Origin of the sequence: Desulfobacterium sp. N47 (assembly GCF_051233685.1) — a bacterium.
Lineage (GTDB): Bacteria > Desulfobacterota > Desulfobacteria > Desulfobacterales > RPRI01 > RPRI01.
This window is the reverse complement of sequence record NZ_JBAMMY010000049.1, coordinates 1-15,286: the sequence shown is the minus strand read 5'-3', so window position 1 is coordinate 15,286 and position 15,286 is coordinate 1. Positions and strand designations below refer to the sequence as shown.

17 protein-coding genes and 1 pseudogene are annotated in these 15,286 nt (G+C 37.4%); all 18 read right to left on the bottom strand.

What is annotated here, in order from left to right; all coding sequences use genetic code 11:
* Position 1 precedes the first annotated feature (1 nt).
* Positions 2 to 784 (bottom strand): flagellar biosynthetic protein FliR, encoded by a 783-nt coding sequence (gene fliR, locus VXK47_RS02660; RefSeq protein ID WP_435547222.1) that lies wholly within the window; start codon positions 782 to 784, stop codon positions 2 to 4.
* 8 nt (positions 785 to 792) lie between these two features.
* The gene (gene fliQ / locus VXK47_RS02655; protein WP_435547221.1) at positions 793 to 1,062 is read right to left on the bottom strand and encodes a flagellar biosynthetic protein FliQ; all 270 of its coding nucleotides are present in this window, start codon (positions 1,060 to 1,062) and stop codon (positions 793 to 795) included.
* Positions 1,063 to 1,077: 15 nt separating this feature from the next.
* Positions 1,078 to 1,884 (bottom strand): flagellar type III secretion system pore protein FliP, encoded by an 807-nt coding sequence (fliP, locus tag VXK47_RS02650; protein ID WP_435547220.1) that lies wholly within the window; start codon positions 1,882 to 1,884, stop codon positions 1,078 to 1,080.
* Positions 1,877 to 2,170, bottom strand: coding sequence for a FliO/MopB family protein (gene fliO, locus VXK47_RS02645; RefSeq protein WP_435547219.1), 294 nt, complete (start codon positions 2,168 to 2,170; stop codon positions 1,877 to 1,879). Before fliO ends, fliP begins: the two co-directional genes overlap by 8 nt.
* Positions 2,171 to 2,181: 11 nt before the next feature.
* Positions 2,182 to 2,517 (bottom strand): flagellar motor switch protein FliN, encoded by a 336-nt coding sequence (gene fliN, locus VXK47_RS02640; RefSeq protein ID WP_435547218.1) that lies wholly within the window; start codon positions 2,515 to 2,517, stop codon positions 2,182 to 2,184.
* 12 nt (positions 2,518 to 2,529) lie between these two features.
* Positions 2,530 to 3,498, bottom strand: coding sequence for a flagellar motor switch protein FliM (gene fliM / locus VXK47_RS02635; protein WP_435547217.1), 969 nt, complete (start codon positions 3,496 to 3,498; stop codon positions 2,530 to 2,532).
* Positions 3,499 to 3,506: 8 nt separating this feature from the next.
* Positions 3,507 to 4,022, bottom strand: a complete 516-nt coding sequence (locus tag VXK47_RS02630) for a flagellar basal body-associated FliL family protein (protein WP_435547216.1) — start codon at positions 4,020 to 4,022, stop codon at positions 3,507 to 3,509.
* 3 nt (positions 4,023 to 4,025) lie between these two features.
* Positions 4,026 to 4,685 carry an OmpA/MotB family protein gene (locus VXK47_RS02625; RefSeq protein WP_435547215.1) on the bottom strand — a complete coding sequence of 220 codons (660 nt, stop codon included), beginning with the start codon at positions 4,683 to 4,685 and terminating at the stop codon, positions 4,026 to 4,028.
* Complete coding sequence (locus VXK47_RS02620; protein WP_435547214.1) at positions 4,675 to 5,409, bottom strand: OmpA/MotB family protein; 735 nt, start codon at positions 5,407 to 5,409, stop codon at positions 4,675 to 4,677. Before VXK47_RS02620 ends, VXK47_RS02625 begins: the two co-directional genes overlap by 11 nt.
* A 10-nt stretch (positions 5,410 to 5,419) precedes the next feature.
* Positions 5,420 to 6,169 (bottom strand): motility protein A, encoded by a 750-nt coding sequence (locus tag VXK47_RS02615; RefSeq protein WP_435547213.1) that lies wholly within the window; start codon positions 6,167 to 6,169, stop codon positions 5,420 to 5,422.
* Positions 6,170 to 6,477: 308 nt separating this feature from the next.
* Positions 6,478 to 7,917 carry a flagellar hook protein FlgE gene (locus tag VXK47_RS02610; RefSeq protein ID WP_435547212.1) on the bottom strand — a complete coding sequence of 480 codons (1,440 nt, stop codon included), beginning with the start codon at positions 7,915 to 7,917 and terminating at the stop codon, positions 6,478 to 6,480.
* Positions 7,918 to 7,943: 26 nt separating this feature from the next.
* Positions 7,944 to 8,372 carry a flagellar hook capping FlgD N-terminal domain-containing protein gene (locus VXK47_RS02605; protein ID WP_435547211.1) on the bottom strand — a complete coding sequence of 143 codons (429 nt, stop codon included), beginning with the start codon at positions 8,370 to 8,372 and terminating at the stop codon, positions 7,944 to 7,946.
* Positions 8,373 to 8,487: 115 nt separating this feature from the next.
* Complete coding sequence (locus tag VXK47_RS02600) at positions 8,488 to 10,281, bottom strand: flagellar hook-length control protein FliK (protein ID WP_435547210.1); 1,794 nt, start codon at positions 10,279 to 10,281, stop codon at positions 8,488 to 8,490.
* Between the two features lie 476 nt (positions 10,282 to 10,757).
* A complete protein-coding gene (gene epmA / locus VXK47_RS02595) occupies positions 10,758 to 11,699 on the bottom strand; it encodes an EF-P lysine aminoacylase EpmA (RefSeq protein WP_435547209.1) in 942 nt (313 codons plus the stop codon).
* 744 nt (positions 11,700 to 12,443) lie between these two features.
* Positions 12,444 to 12,791: a hypothetical protein gene (locus VXK47_RS02590; RefSeq protein ID WP_435547208.1), complete on the bottom strand. Its 348-nt coding sequence runs from the start codon at positions 12,789 to 12,791 to the stop codon at positions 12,444 to 12,446.
* Positions 12,792 to 12,799: 8 nt separating this feature from the next.
* Positions 12,800 to 13,474 (bottom strand): YkgJ family cysteine cluster protein, encoded by a 675-nt coding sequence (locus tag VXK47_RS02585; protein ID WP_435547207.1) that lies wholly within the window; start codon positions 13,472 to 13,474, stop codon positions 12,800 to 12,802.
* A gap of 187 nt (positions 13,475 to 13,661) precedes the next feature.
* Complete coding sequence (mnmE, locus tag VXK47_RS02580) at positions 13,662 to 15,044, bottom strand: tRNA modification GTPase (protein ID WP_435547206.1); 1,383 nt, start codon at positions 15,042 to 15,044, stop codon at positions 13,662 to 13,664.
* Positions 15,045 to 15,160: 116 nt separating this feature from the next.
* Positions 15,161 to 15,286, bottom strand: a pseudogene (locus VXK47_RS02575) (IS1595-like element ISDssp6 family transposase); the annotation flags it as partial.

Genomic DNA, 15,286 nt, shown 5'->3' with positions numbered 1-15,286 from the left:
TCTATCCTCTAAGAAAATACATCATATTAATTAACTGTCTATCCAAAGTTTGCACATACTTTTCTATGAAGTGCAGCATTACCCATAATGATATGCCAAAAAAAATCAACCCGGTTACTATCTGCAAAGGGAATGCGACAACCATGACATTCATCTGGGGCAGAAGTCTTGTAATAAGACCGAATGCGAGCTGAATAAATAAAATGGCGGAAATGACAGGCGCGCCTATCTGAATAGCTATAACAAACATTTCTCCTGATCTGTGTAACATCTCCTTGAATACCTGCTGAGTCAGGTGTACCGAACCCGGTTGTATGATTGCAAAGCTTTCTCTGATTGCGTTCAATATTATATAGTGCCCGTTTAAAATAAGAAAAAGTACTATAGCAAGTAAGTAAGCTATATTGGAAAGAATTGAAGTCTGAAACCCACTTTGCGGATCTAAGACATTTGCTATGGAAAACCCTATTTCCATTCCGGCTATCTGCCCCATCATGCGGATACCTTCAAAAAAGAACTGGGTCATTAATCCTAAAATCATACCTGTAATCAATTCTCCGATTATCAGGCCAAACATTCCCCATGTGGTGTCCGGATATACTCCTGTGTAAGGACCGCTAACAGGAAAAAGGATCATCGCCAATATAATCGTAAGCCCGGCTTTAACCGGAACCGGGATAATCCTGGAATTAAAGAAGGGCATAAGAAATAAAATAACCCCAACTCTTATCAGTATAAAAAGAAATATCTTGATCTCATTATATTGTATATTAAGCAGATCCATATAGATTATTACCTTATATAATTAGGTATCTGTTGGATCGTGTTTATTGTAAAAGTTGCGATATGCTCCAGCATCCAGCTCCCGAAAAGAATCAGCCCCAGAAATATCGCAAGTATTTTGGGTACAAAGGTAAGTGTCATCTCATTAATCTGAGTTACAGCCTGAAAAATACTGATTACAAGACCGACTACCAGCGCGATAAGCAAAACCGGCATGGAAACCAATATTGTTGTTTTAATTGCTTCCTGCGCAAGATTAATTACAAATTCCGGTGACATTATACTTTCATCTCCTTATACAAAACTTTTTACCATTGAACCAACTATCAGGTTCCAGCCATCAACCAGAACGAACAGCATTAATTTAAACGGCAATGAGATAAGAATCGGCGGAAGCATCATCATTCCCATACTAAGCAAAACGCTCGCTACAACCATATCAATTATCAAAAAAGGAACAAACAGAACAAAGCCGATAATAAAAGCTGTCTTAAGCTCGCTTATTACAAAAGCAGGTATAAGAGTAGTCATCGAAATGTCTTCAGGTGAATTCGGCTTTTCGGATTTAGACATTTTTACAAATATAGCCAAATCCTTTTCACGGGTTTGTCTGAACATAAATTTACGAATCGGAATCATAGCCTCTTTAAGAGCTGTCTCCTGCGAAATCTTTTTTTCAAGATAAGGCTGCAGCGCATTGTTGTTGATCTCCTGCCATTGAGGCATCATAATAAAAAAGGTTATAAACAGCGACAGACCTGCTATAATCTGATTGGATGGAGTCTGCTGGGTTCCGAGCGCCTGTCTTAAAAAGGAAAAAACGATAGCCAGTCTGGTAAAAGGCGTCATCATTATCAGAATGGCCGGTGCAAGGCTAAGAACGGTTAATAAAAAAAGTATTTGTATCAACACCGATACCTGTTCCGGATTTTCTCCGGGCTCAACACCAATGCGTAATGAAGGAAAAGCTATATTTGCTGCTGTTGCACTGTTTGCTGCCAAGATGAGCAGGATGGCAGAAACGGCCAGGAAAAATAAAATAATTTTTATACTCTTTCCCTTTGGTTTTAAAAGAGCTGTTATGGATATATTTTTATTCATTCTGTTCATTGCCATCCCTTAGCCTGACTAAAAAATTTATGGAGCCGGGAGTAATTCCAACCGCAATTCTTTCACCCGATATTTCAATAACCTGAATTTTTTCTTTAGGAGACAAATGCATAGATGAAATAACCTTGATGATTTGCTCTTTCCCCGATTCTTTCTGAGAAAATAAAAACCTTTTCATTATATAAAGTACGCATATTAAAACGGCCAGTACGATTAAAAGCATAGCGGCTGTTTTTAAACCGGTACTTAACAAGTTGATATCCAATGCCCCGTTCATGGCTAAATCCTTTAACCCAAAGATTTGATACGTTCTGTCGGGCTTATAATATTTGTCAATCGTATGCCGAATTTATCGTCCACTACTACAACTTCACCCTTTGCAATCAGCTTGTCGCATATAAAGATATCGATAGGATCTCCTATCTGCTTATTCAACTCTATAATCGAACCCTGGCCCAGCTGAAGAAGATCATTTATAAGCATCCTGGTTTGTCCCAACTCCACCCTCAATTCAAGCGGGATGTCCAGGATAATATCGATATCATACCTTTGGTTTAATCCCGTATCTTCCATATTCTGTGAGCTATTATTTGCTGTTCCGTTGCTATCATTTAAATCATCCATTTTTCACTCCGGTTATATTTTATCTGCTATTCTTATCGCCTTCTTATTATTCATGGAACCAACATGCCCTTTAAACTTATTTAGATCCCCCACGCTAACAACAATCGGGTCATCAACTTTCTGACCTGTAAGCAGCACGTCGTCTACTTTCATCTCTAAAAATTCTCGGCCGGTAATTTTTATCCTTCCCAGCGTACATTTCAGGTTGATGTCCAATTCCTGAATTTTCTTTTTTATGTGCTGTTTCCATACCGGATCCGCTTCAAATTTTTCGCTCCTATAGTTTTCTTTAAGTTTTTCCCCAATCGGTTCGATAACGTCATAGGGCAGACATATAGTCATTCCTCCGGTAAAATTTCCTATATTTAAAGCGAACTTTGTAGCAATGATCATATCTGTCGGTTTAGCAATACCGGCAAATTGCGGATCCATTTCCGAACGGGTGTAAACCATCTTGAGGTCTTTAATTTCAGCCCAGGCCTTTTGAAGATCAACCAGCACAATATCTACGATACGGCTTACAATCTTTTGCTCAATGGCAGTAAATCCCCTTCCTTCAAGTTTAACATGGCTTACACCTTTTCCTCCGAACATGGCATCCACAAAAGCAAACACCAGCCAACCTTCAAAAACCAGAAGGGCAAAACCCTTAAGCGGCTCCATTTTGAAAATGTTAAGACTTGTAGGTACAGGAAGCGACCGGCAGAAATCGCCGAACTTAATCGAGTCGATCTCGTCAACACTTACATCGGTACTTAAACCTATAGTCCCCGGAAGGCTTTCGTTTAAAAAATTGATAAACCTTTCATTTATCATGCCTAAACCCGGCAGACTGAGGTGGCCGGGACTGCTTTTTTTGCCGAAATCATATAGACCAATGGCCCCGTCTATTTCGGGAACATCGGATTCGGTTTCAACACTTCCTTCGTCTATACCGCCTAAAAGGGAGTCAACTTCTTCTTGTGATAAGATATTCGCCATTGCTATCTCTATTGCACAACAAATTCTGTGAAGTATATTTTAGATACTGCGTTTTCACCCATTGTCTGATTGATCCTTGCTAAAAGAGCCTGCTTCAGATCCAGTTTCCCCTCAACAGTATTGATTTCTTCATAGGACCGGCTGGAAAGCAGCATTAAAATGGTGTCTTTAAGCTGAGTTTTATAAGCTTCCACCTTTTTCTTTCCAATTTCATCCATAACTTCAAGTTCCATCGTGACTTTAAGATATTTTTTGCCGGTTCCGGTGTCCATCAAATTAACAATAAATGATTCAAGCGGGAAAATGCCTCTGCTTTCTTCAGACTTTTTTTCTCCGTGAGTTTCCGAAACTTCTGCTTTATGACTATCCCCGCTTGCTCCTTTCTTCATAAACATACTCCAGCCAAAAAACCCGGCTATTCCCACAACCAGAACCGAACAAGCTATAATCACCCACTTGAGCATAGATTTTTTCGGGGCTTTTTCTGTCTTTGCTTCTTCGTTGGCAACTGATTCTTCCGCCATAAATTACACCTCTTTATATTTAAAAATTATTTCTACTCTTCTGTTTAAAGACCTGTTTTTTGCGCTGTTATTGGGAAACAACGGACGAAACGCCCCATAACCGCCAACGTTAAACCGGTCAGGAGGCAGATGTTTGTTATTGATGAAATAATTAAGAACATAAAGCCCTCTGTATGCTGACAGTTCCCAGTTAGACTCATATTCGCCGACTTGCACAGGTAAGTCATCAGTGTGACCCATGATCATAATTTTATTCGGACAGGCATCGGCTACAGCTGCAATAGAATCCAGAATCCGGTAGTTTTCCTTTTTGATTACAGATTTTCCCGGCTCAAAAAGAATGTCTTCATGAAGCGACAATACAATACCGCGTTCATCTTCTTTAATATCTACAGACCCATCGATATTTTTTAGTGCTGCTTTAATATTTTCTATCGATTCGCTTCCTCTGTGGCCTTGATACGCTGACCCTCCGATTGATTGTTTAAGATAATTAAAGGTATTTTTGAGAGATCTCTGATTTATGGAAGACATTGTCAGGAGCATCACAAAAAAAGTAATCATAAGCATGATAATATCTGACAGTGTAACCATCCACGTATCAGTTTTTATGACCGTCTCATCATTTGTTTCTATTTTACTTCTTTTGGTATTAATAAGCATTGAAGTTAAATCTCCTATAAGTAAAGTTACCGGAAGGCGATTCGGAATAAACTTTTTTTACAGGTGAATCACTGTTAAATATTATTTCAATTCTTCTGTTCTTCTGCCTGGATTCAGGGGTATCATTTGAAGCTGCTGGCTGCTGGCTTCCATACCCATAGGCTGTTATTCTGTCCGGTTTTATCTTGCATTCTTCTATAAAGTATTTTTGCAATTGAACGGCCATCAGACTTGAAATTTCCCAGTTGGAATTATATCCTTTTTCCTGTGCATCACGATTATCAGTATGTCCTACGATCAAAACCTTATAGTTTCCCTGATTGATAAAATTTCCCACTTTTTTCAGCAGAGCAAATGACTCAGGTTTGAGCAGGTGCCTGTTTGTATAAAACAGAGCTTTTTCTCCCATCGTAAGCACTTCTCTTCCGGCTCCGGTTTTTATACCTATGTCATCATTTGCATTTTCATTGATCCCGCCCAGAGCCTTTTCAAGGATTTTCCCCTTATCAACCTCCGGATGCGCAGAAGATGCTGCTTTGTCAGTTAAACTTCCAAACGACTCAGCCAGAGACTTTATTGCGGTGCGTTTTCTGTTTTGATCAATTATAGCCATTGAATTAAGTAAAATGAAAAATGTGAGAATAATCATAAAAAGTGAAACCGTTATAGTTGCACCTATGTCTCTTACCAGATCCTGTCCGTTGTTTTTCTTTTTTCTATTCATAGCTTAAACACTACCTGCGGCCGCCGGGCACAAACACTTTTAGTCTTTCTTCCAGAATTCTTGGGTTATCACCATTTGAAAGTGAAATAACACCTTGAATCATCATTTCTTTCGACAATATTTCCTCTTTGCTTCTTGTTCTTAATTTCCCGGCGATGGGAAGGCATATAATATTTGCCATGATAGAACCGTAGAAAGTAGTAACCAAAGCAACCGACATTGATGGCCCAATTTTGCCCGGATCATCCATAGACTGAAGCATCTGAATCAATCCGATCAAAGTGCCGATCATACCCAGTGCAGGTGCATATGTTCCCATAGTTACAAAGATTTCAGCACCAAGACTGTGGCGGCTTCTTATAAAATCGATCTCTGTTTCCAGAATATTTTTTATCTCCTGCGGCTCGAGACCGTCTATTGAAAGCTGAATCCCTTTTTTCAAAAATTCGTCCTTTATCCCTGAAAGCTCTCCATCCAGTGAAAGCAATCCTTCCCGTCTGACTCTGTTGGCAAAACCTACAAATATCCGTATCAGCCATTCGTTTTGTATATTGCTGGTAAAGAATGCGTTTTTTACAACCCTGAAAACACCAAGAATCTCGCTCAGAGGGTAGTTAATCATTGTTGCGCCCAGTGTGCCTCCGGCAACAATCATCAATGACGGCAAATCTATAAAAAGTTTAATTCCACCGCCCATGAAAATGGCAACAAAGACAAGTCCGAACGCTGAAAAAATACCCAAAACTGTAGCTATATCCATAATATCTCACAACTGTTATATAAAATTGATGGACACAAAAAAGTCCATCAACAGGCCCTGTGCAGATTGCCTCGACCTGAAATGAGGAACAAAGATGAAGTTCTGATTTTGCTTCCCGGTTTTAATCTATAGCAACCTTTATGCCAATACACACAAGGTTTGTGATGCGTTTGGCAGCTTATAATAACCATGATATTACAGATTGTTACATATGAGTTAGCGGCAGGCTGGATTGTGTTTGGAAGGTTTTTCGTCAAAGAACAGGGCGGACGTCAAGATATTGGCAACCGCCCTGTTTTGGAATGGTTCTATCGTTTTAAATTGATGAGTTCGGACAGCATTTGGTCAATAGTTGTAATGATTTTGGAATTTGCCTGGTACCCTCGCTGTGTGGTGATCATTCTGACAAATTCAGTTGCAAGATCAACATTGGATTGCTCAAGGGAGTTGGGGGAAAGGCTTCCAAGGCCGTTACCGCCGGGTTTTCCGGTAATAGGTTCTCCGCTCAAACGAGTCTGGCTGAAAAGATTACCTCCGACCTTATACAATCCCTGCTCATTCTGAAATTTTGCCAGCGCAACCCGATAAAGAGGAAGCACCTGACCATTTGAATACTGACCGGTGATTACTCCGTCTGTGGCGACGCTTATCGCCTGAAGATCACCTGCTCCATAACCGTCTGCAGACTGAAAGACTGTGGTTGATGCAGATGCATACTGTGTTGTGGATAATGCATCGTTTGCCCATTCACTTCCATTGAAACGGGTTCCGAAGTCAAGCTTAACATTCATTGGAGAACCGGCTATGAATTCGGGTGCGAATGTAAAATATCCTCCGTTTGCAGTTGCATCGGTATTAGCCAGCGCTGTCCAGCCTCCGGCTCCATCGCTTAACGAACAGGTAATACTGTTAACACCTCCTGAAATATCTCCGGATGTTCCATTGAATTCTATGGTTCCCCGGGCAAGAAGTCCTTGCTGGGTCGCATCAGTAATAGTTCTTAAATCTTCACTCGGATTTACCGTAACAATATATTCCCATACCGGATCGGCGGCTGTTTCACCTTTATCAAAATAGATTGACACATCATGAGTGCTGCCAAGAGAATCATACACCTTTAGGGTTGTCTGGTATGAATAGTCGGTATCCGCAATGTATTCGCCGGAAGCATCCGATCCGTTCCATAGCGCTGAAAGAGCCGTATTAGCCCCTATAGAGTTATTGGTTGAGCTTGAATCAAGATTCATAATCATTGACAAACTGCTGGTTTCCGATGGAGATGATGTGAATGAAGATAAAGTAATATCGGTTATTGTTCCCTGATCCTGCCCGGTTGCCTCATCCAGCTTCCAGCCCTGTACAATATAATCGGAAGGATTTACAAAATTGCCGTCTTTATCGAACCGGAATTCACCTGCTCTCGTATAATAATCATTGTTGGAAGTGCCCGGATCTCTGACCATAAAAAATCCTGCACCACCTATGGCAAGATCAGTGCTTGAATCGGTTGATTCAAAAGACCCCTGGGAAAAACTGCTTGAAATATCCGCAAGAGAGGTTCCACGACCAACCTGGGCAGAACCGGCTGTTGTTGCAACTGTCTGGCTTAAAACATCCTGGAAAGTTACCCTGCTTTCTTTAAAACCTACTGTGTTCACGTTGGCGATATTATCACCGATTACCGTCATTGCGTTTCCAAGGGCGTTAAGCCCGCTTATACCGGAAAAAAGTCCGCTTGATATTGACATATGTGTTTTCCCCCTTTATATAAATATTATTTGTTTTGCAGAGTGATTTCCACTACATTATCGGGTAATATTTTGTTTTCCCCTACCATAAGATATCCAATACCGTTCTGATAGGTAACACCGGTAACTTCTCCGGTTTCGTCATCGCTTGTTTTAATGTTTTTACCAATATAATCAAGTAAGTTATCTTGCTTTTTTTCACCAACAGAGTCCTTGATTCCCGTAAGCGTTGTGTTCATATTGGTTAACTGTTCAAGACTGCTGAATTGTGCAAGCTGAGCTGAAAACTCCTGGCCTTCCATAGGGTTTAAAGGATCCTGATACTTTAGCTGGGTGACCAGTAAATTTAAAAACTCATCTTTGCCCATGTCCTTTTTCGCTTTCACAGATGCCGACGAATCACTTCCAGCGCCACTTAATTGATTATAATATGTTCCTGTTGAGTCTATTATCATGCATACCTCTTTTTCATGTATTTAGAGTTTATTATGTTTGATAGAATATCGAATAGCGATGTTAAATTAAAATTTCATTGTGTGTTACTCATTATCCTTTATATGCTTTTCTGCTTTATGCCGTTAAATCCACTAAATAGTCTTTGGCAGCTCTGCTTAAAACACCGGAAGAAATATCTTCTTTCATATCGCCATCTGAAAACAGGCCGCCGCCGGTTTCCTGATACTGTCTGTGCTCCTGATTGAACCCCTTGTTTAAATCTGTTAAAGCATTACCTGAATTTGATTCTACCCGAATATCCAGCCTTTCAAGCTTTATGCCCTGATCCGCAAGCACAGTTTTCAGATCGTGTGAATTGTTAAGCAAAACTTCTTTTGCGGAAGAACTTTCCGCTACAATTTTAAGGTGTAAGATGCTGTCTTTAATCTCCATTGACAATTTAACTGAACCAAGCTCAGGCGGAGTTAAGTGCAGATTGATAATTCTGTCTCCCCTTGCAACAGACCTTGAAATCTGTTTTCCCAGTTGCTCTACGGTGTATGCCGGCATAAAGCTGTTGTCCGAGCGGCTTTGCAGAATCGATGACAGAGTTTCAAACTTAACCGAAGGGTTTTGCTCCTGAAGAATATCAGTAGATTTCAGCTTTAAATCTGTACTCTCCTTTTCGGGATTGGAATCCTTGTTATATGAAGACAGTTGATCGGAAATCCTGTTCAAATTTTCCTGTTTTGCTGAATCATTATTCCGGGCATTTTCATTGTTGTAATTTGTTGTCCGATTTCCCGCCTTTTTTACTGATTCCGCCACATTGTTCCCTTGAAAAATATGGGTGGTGTCGTTTGTTTTTTCCCTGGTTTTCAAAGCTTCCGCTTGAATCTGTGAAAGAGAAGGATCGTTAAGATTAAGCTTGAATTTTTCATCGGGCGCTACCGCCCTTTCTATGATCCCGTCTATGGACGCTTGTACATCCGACGGCAATTTATCAGCACTGTTATCAACTTTAGCAATATTCCCCTTAAAACGGCTATTGTCTTTGCTGTCTGCGGTGTCAGCATCAACTCTATTATGCCTGTTATGATCTTTTTGATCCTGACTGTCTTTTCCCTGAGTTTTTCCCGATACACCGTCTCTGAACTGTTCAAGCGCGGCAATAAATCCATTTATTGAAATTTGGCCCGTTTCCTTATCAGGAGTAATTTGAAGTCCCAGTTCCTGATGTTTTTCAATAAACTTTTCGGCTGAAACTTTTTCCTCTGTATTATCACTTCCTTTATTGATTCTGTTTTCCATTGTTTTTAAATGTACAATAAGCTTATTTAAATCCAGACCACCCGAAGGTGACCGTGAGGCATTTAAAATATTATCGGCATCCTTAAGATTTAATCCTAAATCTTTTAAGGCTGAATCAATTTGTGGAATCACCGAAGGTTCCAGATCAACGGAACGGTAGGATTTTTTTCCGGAAGTTACAGAGGCGGAGGAAGACAGATGTGTCTCGATCTCAGCAAAAAAATCGGAAAGTTTTATCTTTCCATCCGGATTATTTCCCAGAAGTTTATCAATGCATTGGTTTGCTTCTATTTTATTATAACCACACTGGTTCAGAAAAAGGCTTATGGTATGAATATCCGAATCTTTTAAATATATTTTATCCAAAGACTTTCCCTTTGCCAAAAGTCCCTTTCTCAGCGCTTCCAGATAAACCTGCTTGTCATTTTTAATATGATTAAATATTTTTGTCTGAGCCGCATTTCCGGACAAATCAGTTTTAAGGGAATTTTTCATGGATTTATTTATTATTGTTTTAAAATCACTTGATCCATTCACCACCGGCTGATCTGTTGAACCTGTGCATATACCGTTGAGAAATTTTAGTATTGATCCGGCTAACATTACATTTTGCATCATTTTGAAAAACCTTTATTTAGTAATTTGGCAATACACAGAGCAAACGGCGTACCAACTTTTAAAAATATTTTTATATAATATAAATTCAGTATGTTATAAATTCAGAACAAACATTTTACAAAACAGCCTGAATATAAAAGGCAATTATGTTCCATATGGAAATGGAAAAAGAGGAAAAATATTCCCTATCTTTCTGCGTTTTGATGATTTGTCAGAATTATCATCCTGATTATGGTAGCTGTTTGTCTGCTTCTTTTTTCAATAATTGTGAATAAACGGAAGCAACTCCTTTTATTTTATAGATATTGTTCATACCGGCAAAAAATCCTTCTTCTATATGTTCTGAGAAACGGCATGATATACTGAAAGACAACAGTATATAATTATTGCAAAAATTGTGTTTATTTATTATATATGCTCTTAAATTAATTTAGCAAAGAAGCCTCAAGTATGGATACTATAATGCTGTTTAAACTCTAAAGTTCTTCAGGTGTAAAAGCAACTACGTCATCAATGATTTCGGTATCCGCAAAGAGCATTACAAGTCTGTCCAGACCCAAAGCATTTCCCGATGTTTTGGGCATATATGAAAGGGATTCAAGAAATTTTTCAGGCATAGGGTATTTCTTAAGACCTGCCTTTTTACGGTGTTCGAGTTCTTTCTCAAATCGTTTTCTTTGTTCTTCGGGATCTGTAAGCTCTGTAAAGGCATTGCACAGTTCAATACCGCTAATATAAAGTTCGAATCTTTCGGCAAGCAGGTTGTCTGAAGATTTTAATTTGGCAAGTGCACCGCAGGAAGCAGGGTAGTCATAAATAAATGTCGGAACATCTGTTCCTAATTTGGGCTCTATTTCAGCTATTGTTTCATCAAACAGACCGGCAGCAACTACTTTTTCCATGGATACACAAGCATATTTATCAAAAGCTTCGGATACGGTTATTCTATTCCACGGTTTGTCAATGCTGATACTTTCCCCTTGATAAATTATAGAATTTTCGAATCCCAGTTTACAGGCAACATACTTAATAAGAGCTTCGCATTCATTCATCATATAAAAATAATCCGAGTTTATACAATACCACTCCAGCATTGTAAACTCAGGGATATGCTTAGCCCCTCTTTCATTTTGCCTGAAACATCTGCATATCTGAAAGATTTTGGGATAACCTGAAGAAATAAGCCTTTTCATATATAATTCGGGCGAAGTCTGAAGAAAATAGTTTTCCGATTCAATTGCTTCTATATAAGCTTCGGGGGCGGGTGCCGAAATCCTGCATGGAGTTTCCACTTCAAGATAATTTTGTTCGCTAAAGAAAAGACGGATCAGTTGGATTATCTCTGAACGCAATTGAAGATTTTTTTTTATGTGTGTCTGTCTTTTTGTGTTCTCAGATAAAGATTCTTTGAAATTCATGATTCTCACTTAAGATAAATTAATACAGATTCTTAAAGTACTCGAGCCAATTTCAAAACACATAGATTTCGTCCTTATAAAAATGTCAGATCTTAAATTTTCTCAAAAAAGAGGGGGTGAATGCGCAAAGCATATTAATAGGCATCTGGAACTATAATTACTTTGATAATATTGTTCTAAATGTCTTATACAAAAGCCTTGAGTCATAGAACTGTGCCAGGATTGTTGCTCTGGACTGCGATGGTGCCATATAATTTTTATCCATACCTGGGAGGGTGCAGAACCGGACAGCATGCTGCACTACAAAAAACGTTTTATTCTCATGAAGAATATGAAAACCAAAAACAGGGAGAATTTCATCTATAAACTTACTGAACCTAACTAACCCATCTATATGGCACTGCTGCTCAAAGACCAATTTGATACTATATAAACTGAGCGTAGCAAAGTCTCAGCCGGAAAAGATAGAGTTCGTGGATCAGCCAGTGATTGGATCTAAAACTCATCTATCTATTGGACTTGGCTTCAAATTCTACAGAAAGCGTTGCTTTATTTTTATACTATTTTATTTGTATAAATACGCCCACTATATCTGAGGGGATAAATCAAAAGATGAAGCTCCTCAAACGCATAGCATACGGTTTATAAGAATCTTCCATGCTTCATACTTATGATTCATCGCACTGCTGGTTACTTAAACACAGGATTTCAAATTAAATACGAAAAGGCATGGATTTTATTATTCTATAGCTCATGCCCTTCATTATCTAAAAGCTTATTATACCAGACAGCAAAATCATACATTCCAATATACCGTTCGTTATTATTAATTATGCCAAGACAAATATCGAGAACACCTCTACCGTATTCATTACTGTATTGATCAGAACAATTGTTTTGCAAAAATTCTCTCACTAGTGTTTGAGTTGTTCTTTTTGTTTTATCTTTTCGAATATCAATAGGATCCTTTGGCAATTCAAAAGGGTCCCATTTTTTATATCCTTTTTTAATAATATGATTTTGTCTTTTTTTAGACATGCTTTCAAATATTGCTTTTTTTCTGAATTCTTCGTTTTCATCTAATTCAGACATTTTATCACCTATTCTTCTTTGGAGTATTTACCTGTGTCTGCAATACCGAGAAAATCATCATTAAAATCTGTAAGAATTGACATAGACACAGGCATGAGCAATTCTGATAATTTTATATATTTTGAATTGATATGTTTAGCAAGATTGTCAGATATCACATATAATTTATTATAGATTGCTTCCATATTGACAGTCGGATATTTATCCCCTTCTTTAAAACCTGTTTTTCCGCAAGTATGAGCAATCCCACCTATCGAAAAAGGAATTCCGTATAATCTGCATGTTATTGGCCTGAATTCGTAGATATCACAACAGCCTTTTTCATTCAAAAGTGGACATCTTATTTTTTTTGTTGCAAGATCGTATAGAATTTCATCTTCCTTCATTCCTGATTTAAAATTATCATAGGCTTTTTTCTTTAATTTAAACACTTCTCTATCTGCAGAGTTTGCTTTTTCTGCAAGCCTCATTCTTTCATTGATATCAAAACCGATTTTGATTTTATGATTAATATATAATGCCTCAATTAATGTTAAATCAAATAGAGCATAACAGCAATCTGAACATAGCATTTTACACTTTACGCAATCAGGGTAATTGTTTTTGACTTTATCGAACAGATCGTCTGCAGTTGCAACTATTGATTCATAACTTTTAAAAAACTCTGTAAAATCTAAAACCACGCTTCACCCCAAATTATTATTATTTTATTTTTCGCAAAATGGTAATTTATACTTTATTAGTCTGTAATTAATTTTATTAAATTTAAAGATTCATAGTTAAAGCATCAATTTGTTTTTGATCTTAATAAAATTAAAAACTCAAGCATGAATAATATTCATACCATGCAGATTTGTTTCATGTGAAACATTATTTGCCTATACAAAACTTATTGAATATCTGATCGAGAATGTTAAGCTTGATTTTAATTCCAACAATCTGACTTAATTCGGTAATGGCTTCATGAATATCTAAAGATATAAATTCATAAGGCAGGCCTGCTTTTATACCATTCAAAAATGATTTCATGTTTTTCAAACAATTCTCAATAGCAGTTTTTTGTCTTAAATTCGGCACAATACAAGAACAATCAGAATGTACGCTTTTGGTAGTAATTTCTTTAATAGTTTCTTTAAGAACATCTATCCCCGTATTGCATAATGATGAAACCCTAACTATTGGAAAGCATTTTAGTTCCTTATTAATTTCAATCAAGCTGTTTTCATTTAACAAATCAATTTTATTTAAAACAACAATTAGCTCTTTATCCTTAACAATTTCTAATAAGGTCCTATCATCTTCAGTAAAAGGATTAATTACATCCAACATAAACAATATGATATCTGAATTATTTATTATTTCGAGTGCTTTTTGTATTCCAATTTCTTCTACAGGATCAACAGTATTATGAAAGCCGGCTGTATCGAAAATAACAGCAGGGATACCTGAAATAATGATTGTTTCATCAATTATATCCCTAGTTGTTCCGGGTATTGATGTGACAATAGAACGTTCTTTTTTTAAAAGAACGTTCATAAGACTTGATTTACCTACATTTGGTCTTCCGGCAATAACAACTTTCAAACCTTCTCTTATAACATGCCCTTCATTATAATCTGATATTAATTTATTTAATTTAATAATTATACTATTTTCTAAAACAGATATATACTCATCTATGTTTATGTTTTCCGTTTCATCCGGGAAATCAATAACTGCCTCTATTTTAACTATAATGTCATTTAAAACAGTTAACATTGATTCAATTTCATTCCTCAGAACACCATCCACTTGAGCATTCGCAATTTCAAGAGCTTTTAAGCTGTTAGAATTAATTATATCAATGATAGCTTCTGCTTGTGTAAGATCTATTCTTCCGTTTAAGAAAGCCCTTTTTGTGAACTCTCCTGGCTCAGCAAGTCTGGCGTCTTTTCTAATGATTATATTCAGAATTGTTTTAAGAATAAATGTTCCTGAGTGTACATTTATTTCTATGACATCCTCGCCAGTATACGAATGAGGAGCAAGCATAACTGATACAAGAACTTCATCAAGGATTTGGTTGCTATCAGGATCAATTATATGCCCATGGTATAGTTTATGGGATTCTTTAAAATAATTAACTTCATTCTTTTTCGATTTCCGGAAGATCAACGAAGTGATATGTTTAGCTTTATCTCCTGATATTTTAATAATCCCAATTCCACCACTTCCTACTGGAGTGGATATGGCAGCAATAGTATCTTTGTCCATTTAATCATTTTTATATTGATATAATTTATATTCATAAAATCAGAAAAGAAATAAAATCGGTTGTTTATTCAGTCTTTACTGATATTCATTTTAAATAAAGTTATTTGCCTATTGACTTAGCTGACCCGCTTTTTTGACATCAGCTCATCCCTCGTTATAGTGGTCGTTGTAGCGCAAGCAAATAATAAGCGATGGAACACTTCCTTATTCCAAAACCTACGATTGAAACGATAGCATACCTC

Coding starts and splice junctions, on each gene's coding strand:
- fliR (WP_435547222.1), bottom strand. CDS start 784: ATGGATCTGCTTAATATACAATATAATGAGATCAAGATATTTCTTTTT.
- fliQ (WP_435547221.1), bottom strand. CDS start 1,062: ATGTCACCGGAATTTGTAATTAATCTTGCGCAGGAAGCAATTAAAACA.
- fliP (WP_435547220.1), bottom strand. CDS start 1,884: ATGAATAAAAATATATCCATAACAGCTCTTTTAAAACCAAAGGGAAAG.
- fliO (WP_435547219.1), bottom strand. CDS start 2,170: ATGAACGGGGCATTGGATATCAACTTGTTAAGTACCGGTTTAAAAACA.
- fliN (WP_435547218.1), bottom strand. CDS start 2,517: ATGGATGATTTAAATGATAGCAACGGAACAGCAAATAATAGCTCACAG.
- fliM (WP_435547217.1), bottom strand. CDS start 3,498: ATGGCGAATATCTTATCACAAGAAGAAGTTGACTCCCTTTTAGGCGGT.
- VXK47_RS02630 (WP_435547216.1), bottom strand. CDS start 4,022: ATGGCGGAAGAATCAGTTGCCAACGAAGAAGCAAAGACAGAAAAAGCC.
- VXK47_RS02625 (WP_435547215.1), bottom strand. CDS start 4,685: ATGCTTATTAATACCAAAAGAAGTAAAATAGAAACAAATGATGAGACG.
- VXK47_RS02620 (WP_435547214.1), bottom strand. CDS start 5,409: ATGAATAGAAAAAAGAAAAACAACGGACAGGATCTGGTAAGAGACATA.
- VXK47_RS02615 (WP_435547213.1), bottom strand. CDS start 6,169: ATGGATATAGCTACAGTTTTGGGTATTTTTTCAGCGTTCGGACTTGTC.
- VXK47_RS02610 (WP_435547212.1), bottom strand. CDS start 7,917: ATGTCAATATCAAGCGGACTTTTTTCCGGTATAAGCGGGCTTAACGCC.
- VXK47_RS02605 (WP_435547211.1), bottom strand. CDS start 8,372: ATGATAATAGACTCAACAGGAACATATTATAATCAATTAAGTGGCGCT.
- VXK47_RS02600 (WP_435547210.1), bottom strand. CDS start 10,281: ATGATGCAAAATGTAATGTTAGCCGGATCAATACTAAAATTTCTCAAC.
- epmA (WP_435547209.1), bottom strand. CDS start 11,699: ATGAATTTCAAAGAATCTTTATCTGAGAACACAAAAAGACAGACACAC.
- VXK47_RS02590 (WP_435547208.1), bottom strand. CDS start 12,791: ATGTCTGAATTAGATGAAAACGAAGAATTCAGAAAAAAAGCAATATTT.
- mnmE (WP_435547206.1), bottom strand. CDS start 15,044: ATGGACAAAGATACTATTGCTGCCATATCCACTCCAGTAGGAAGTGGT.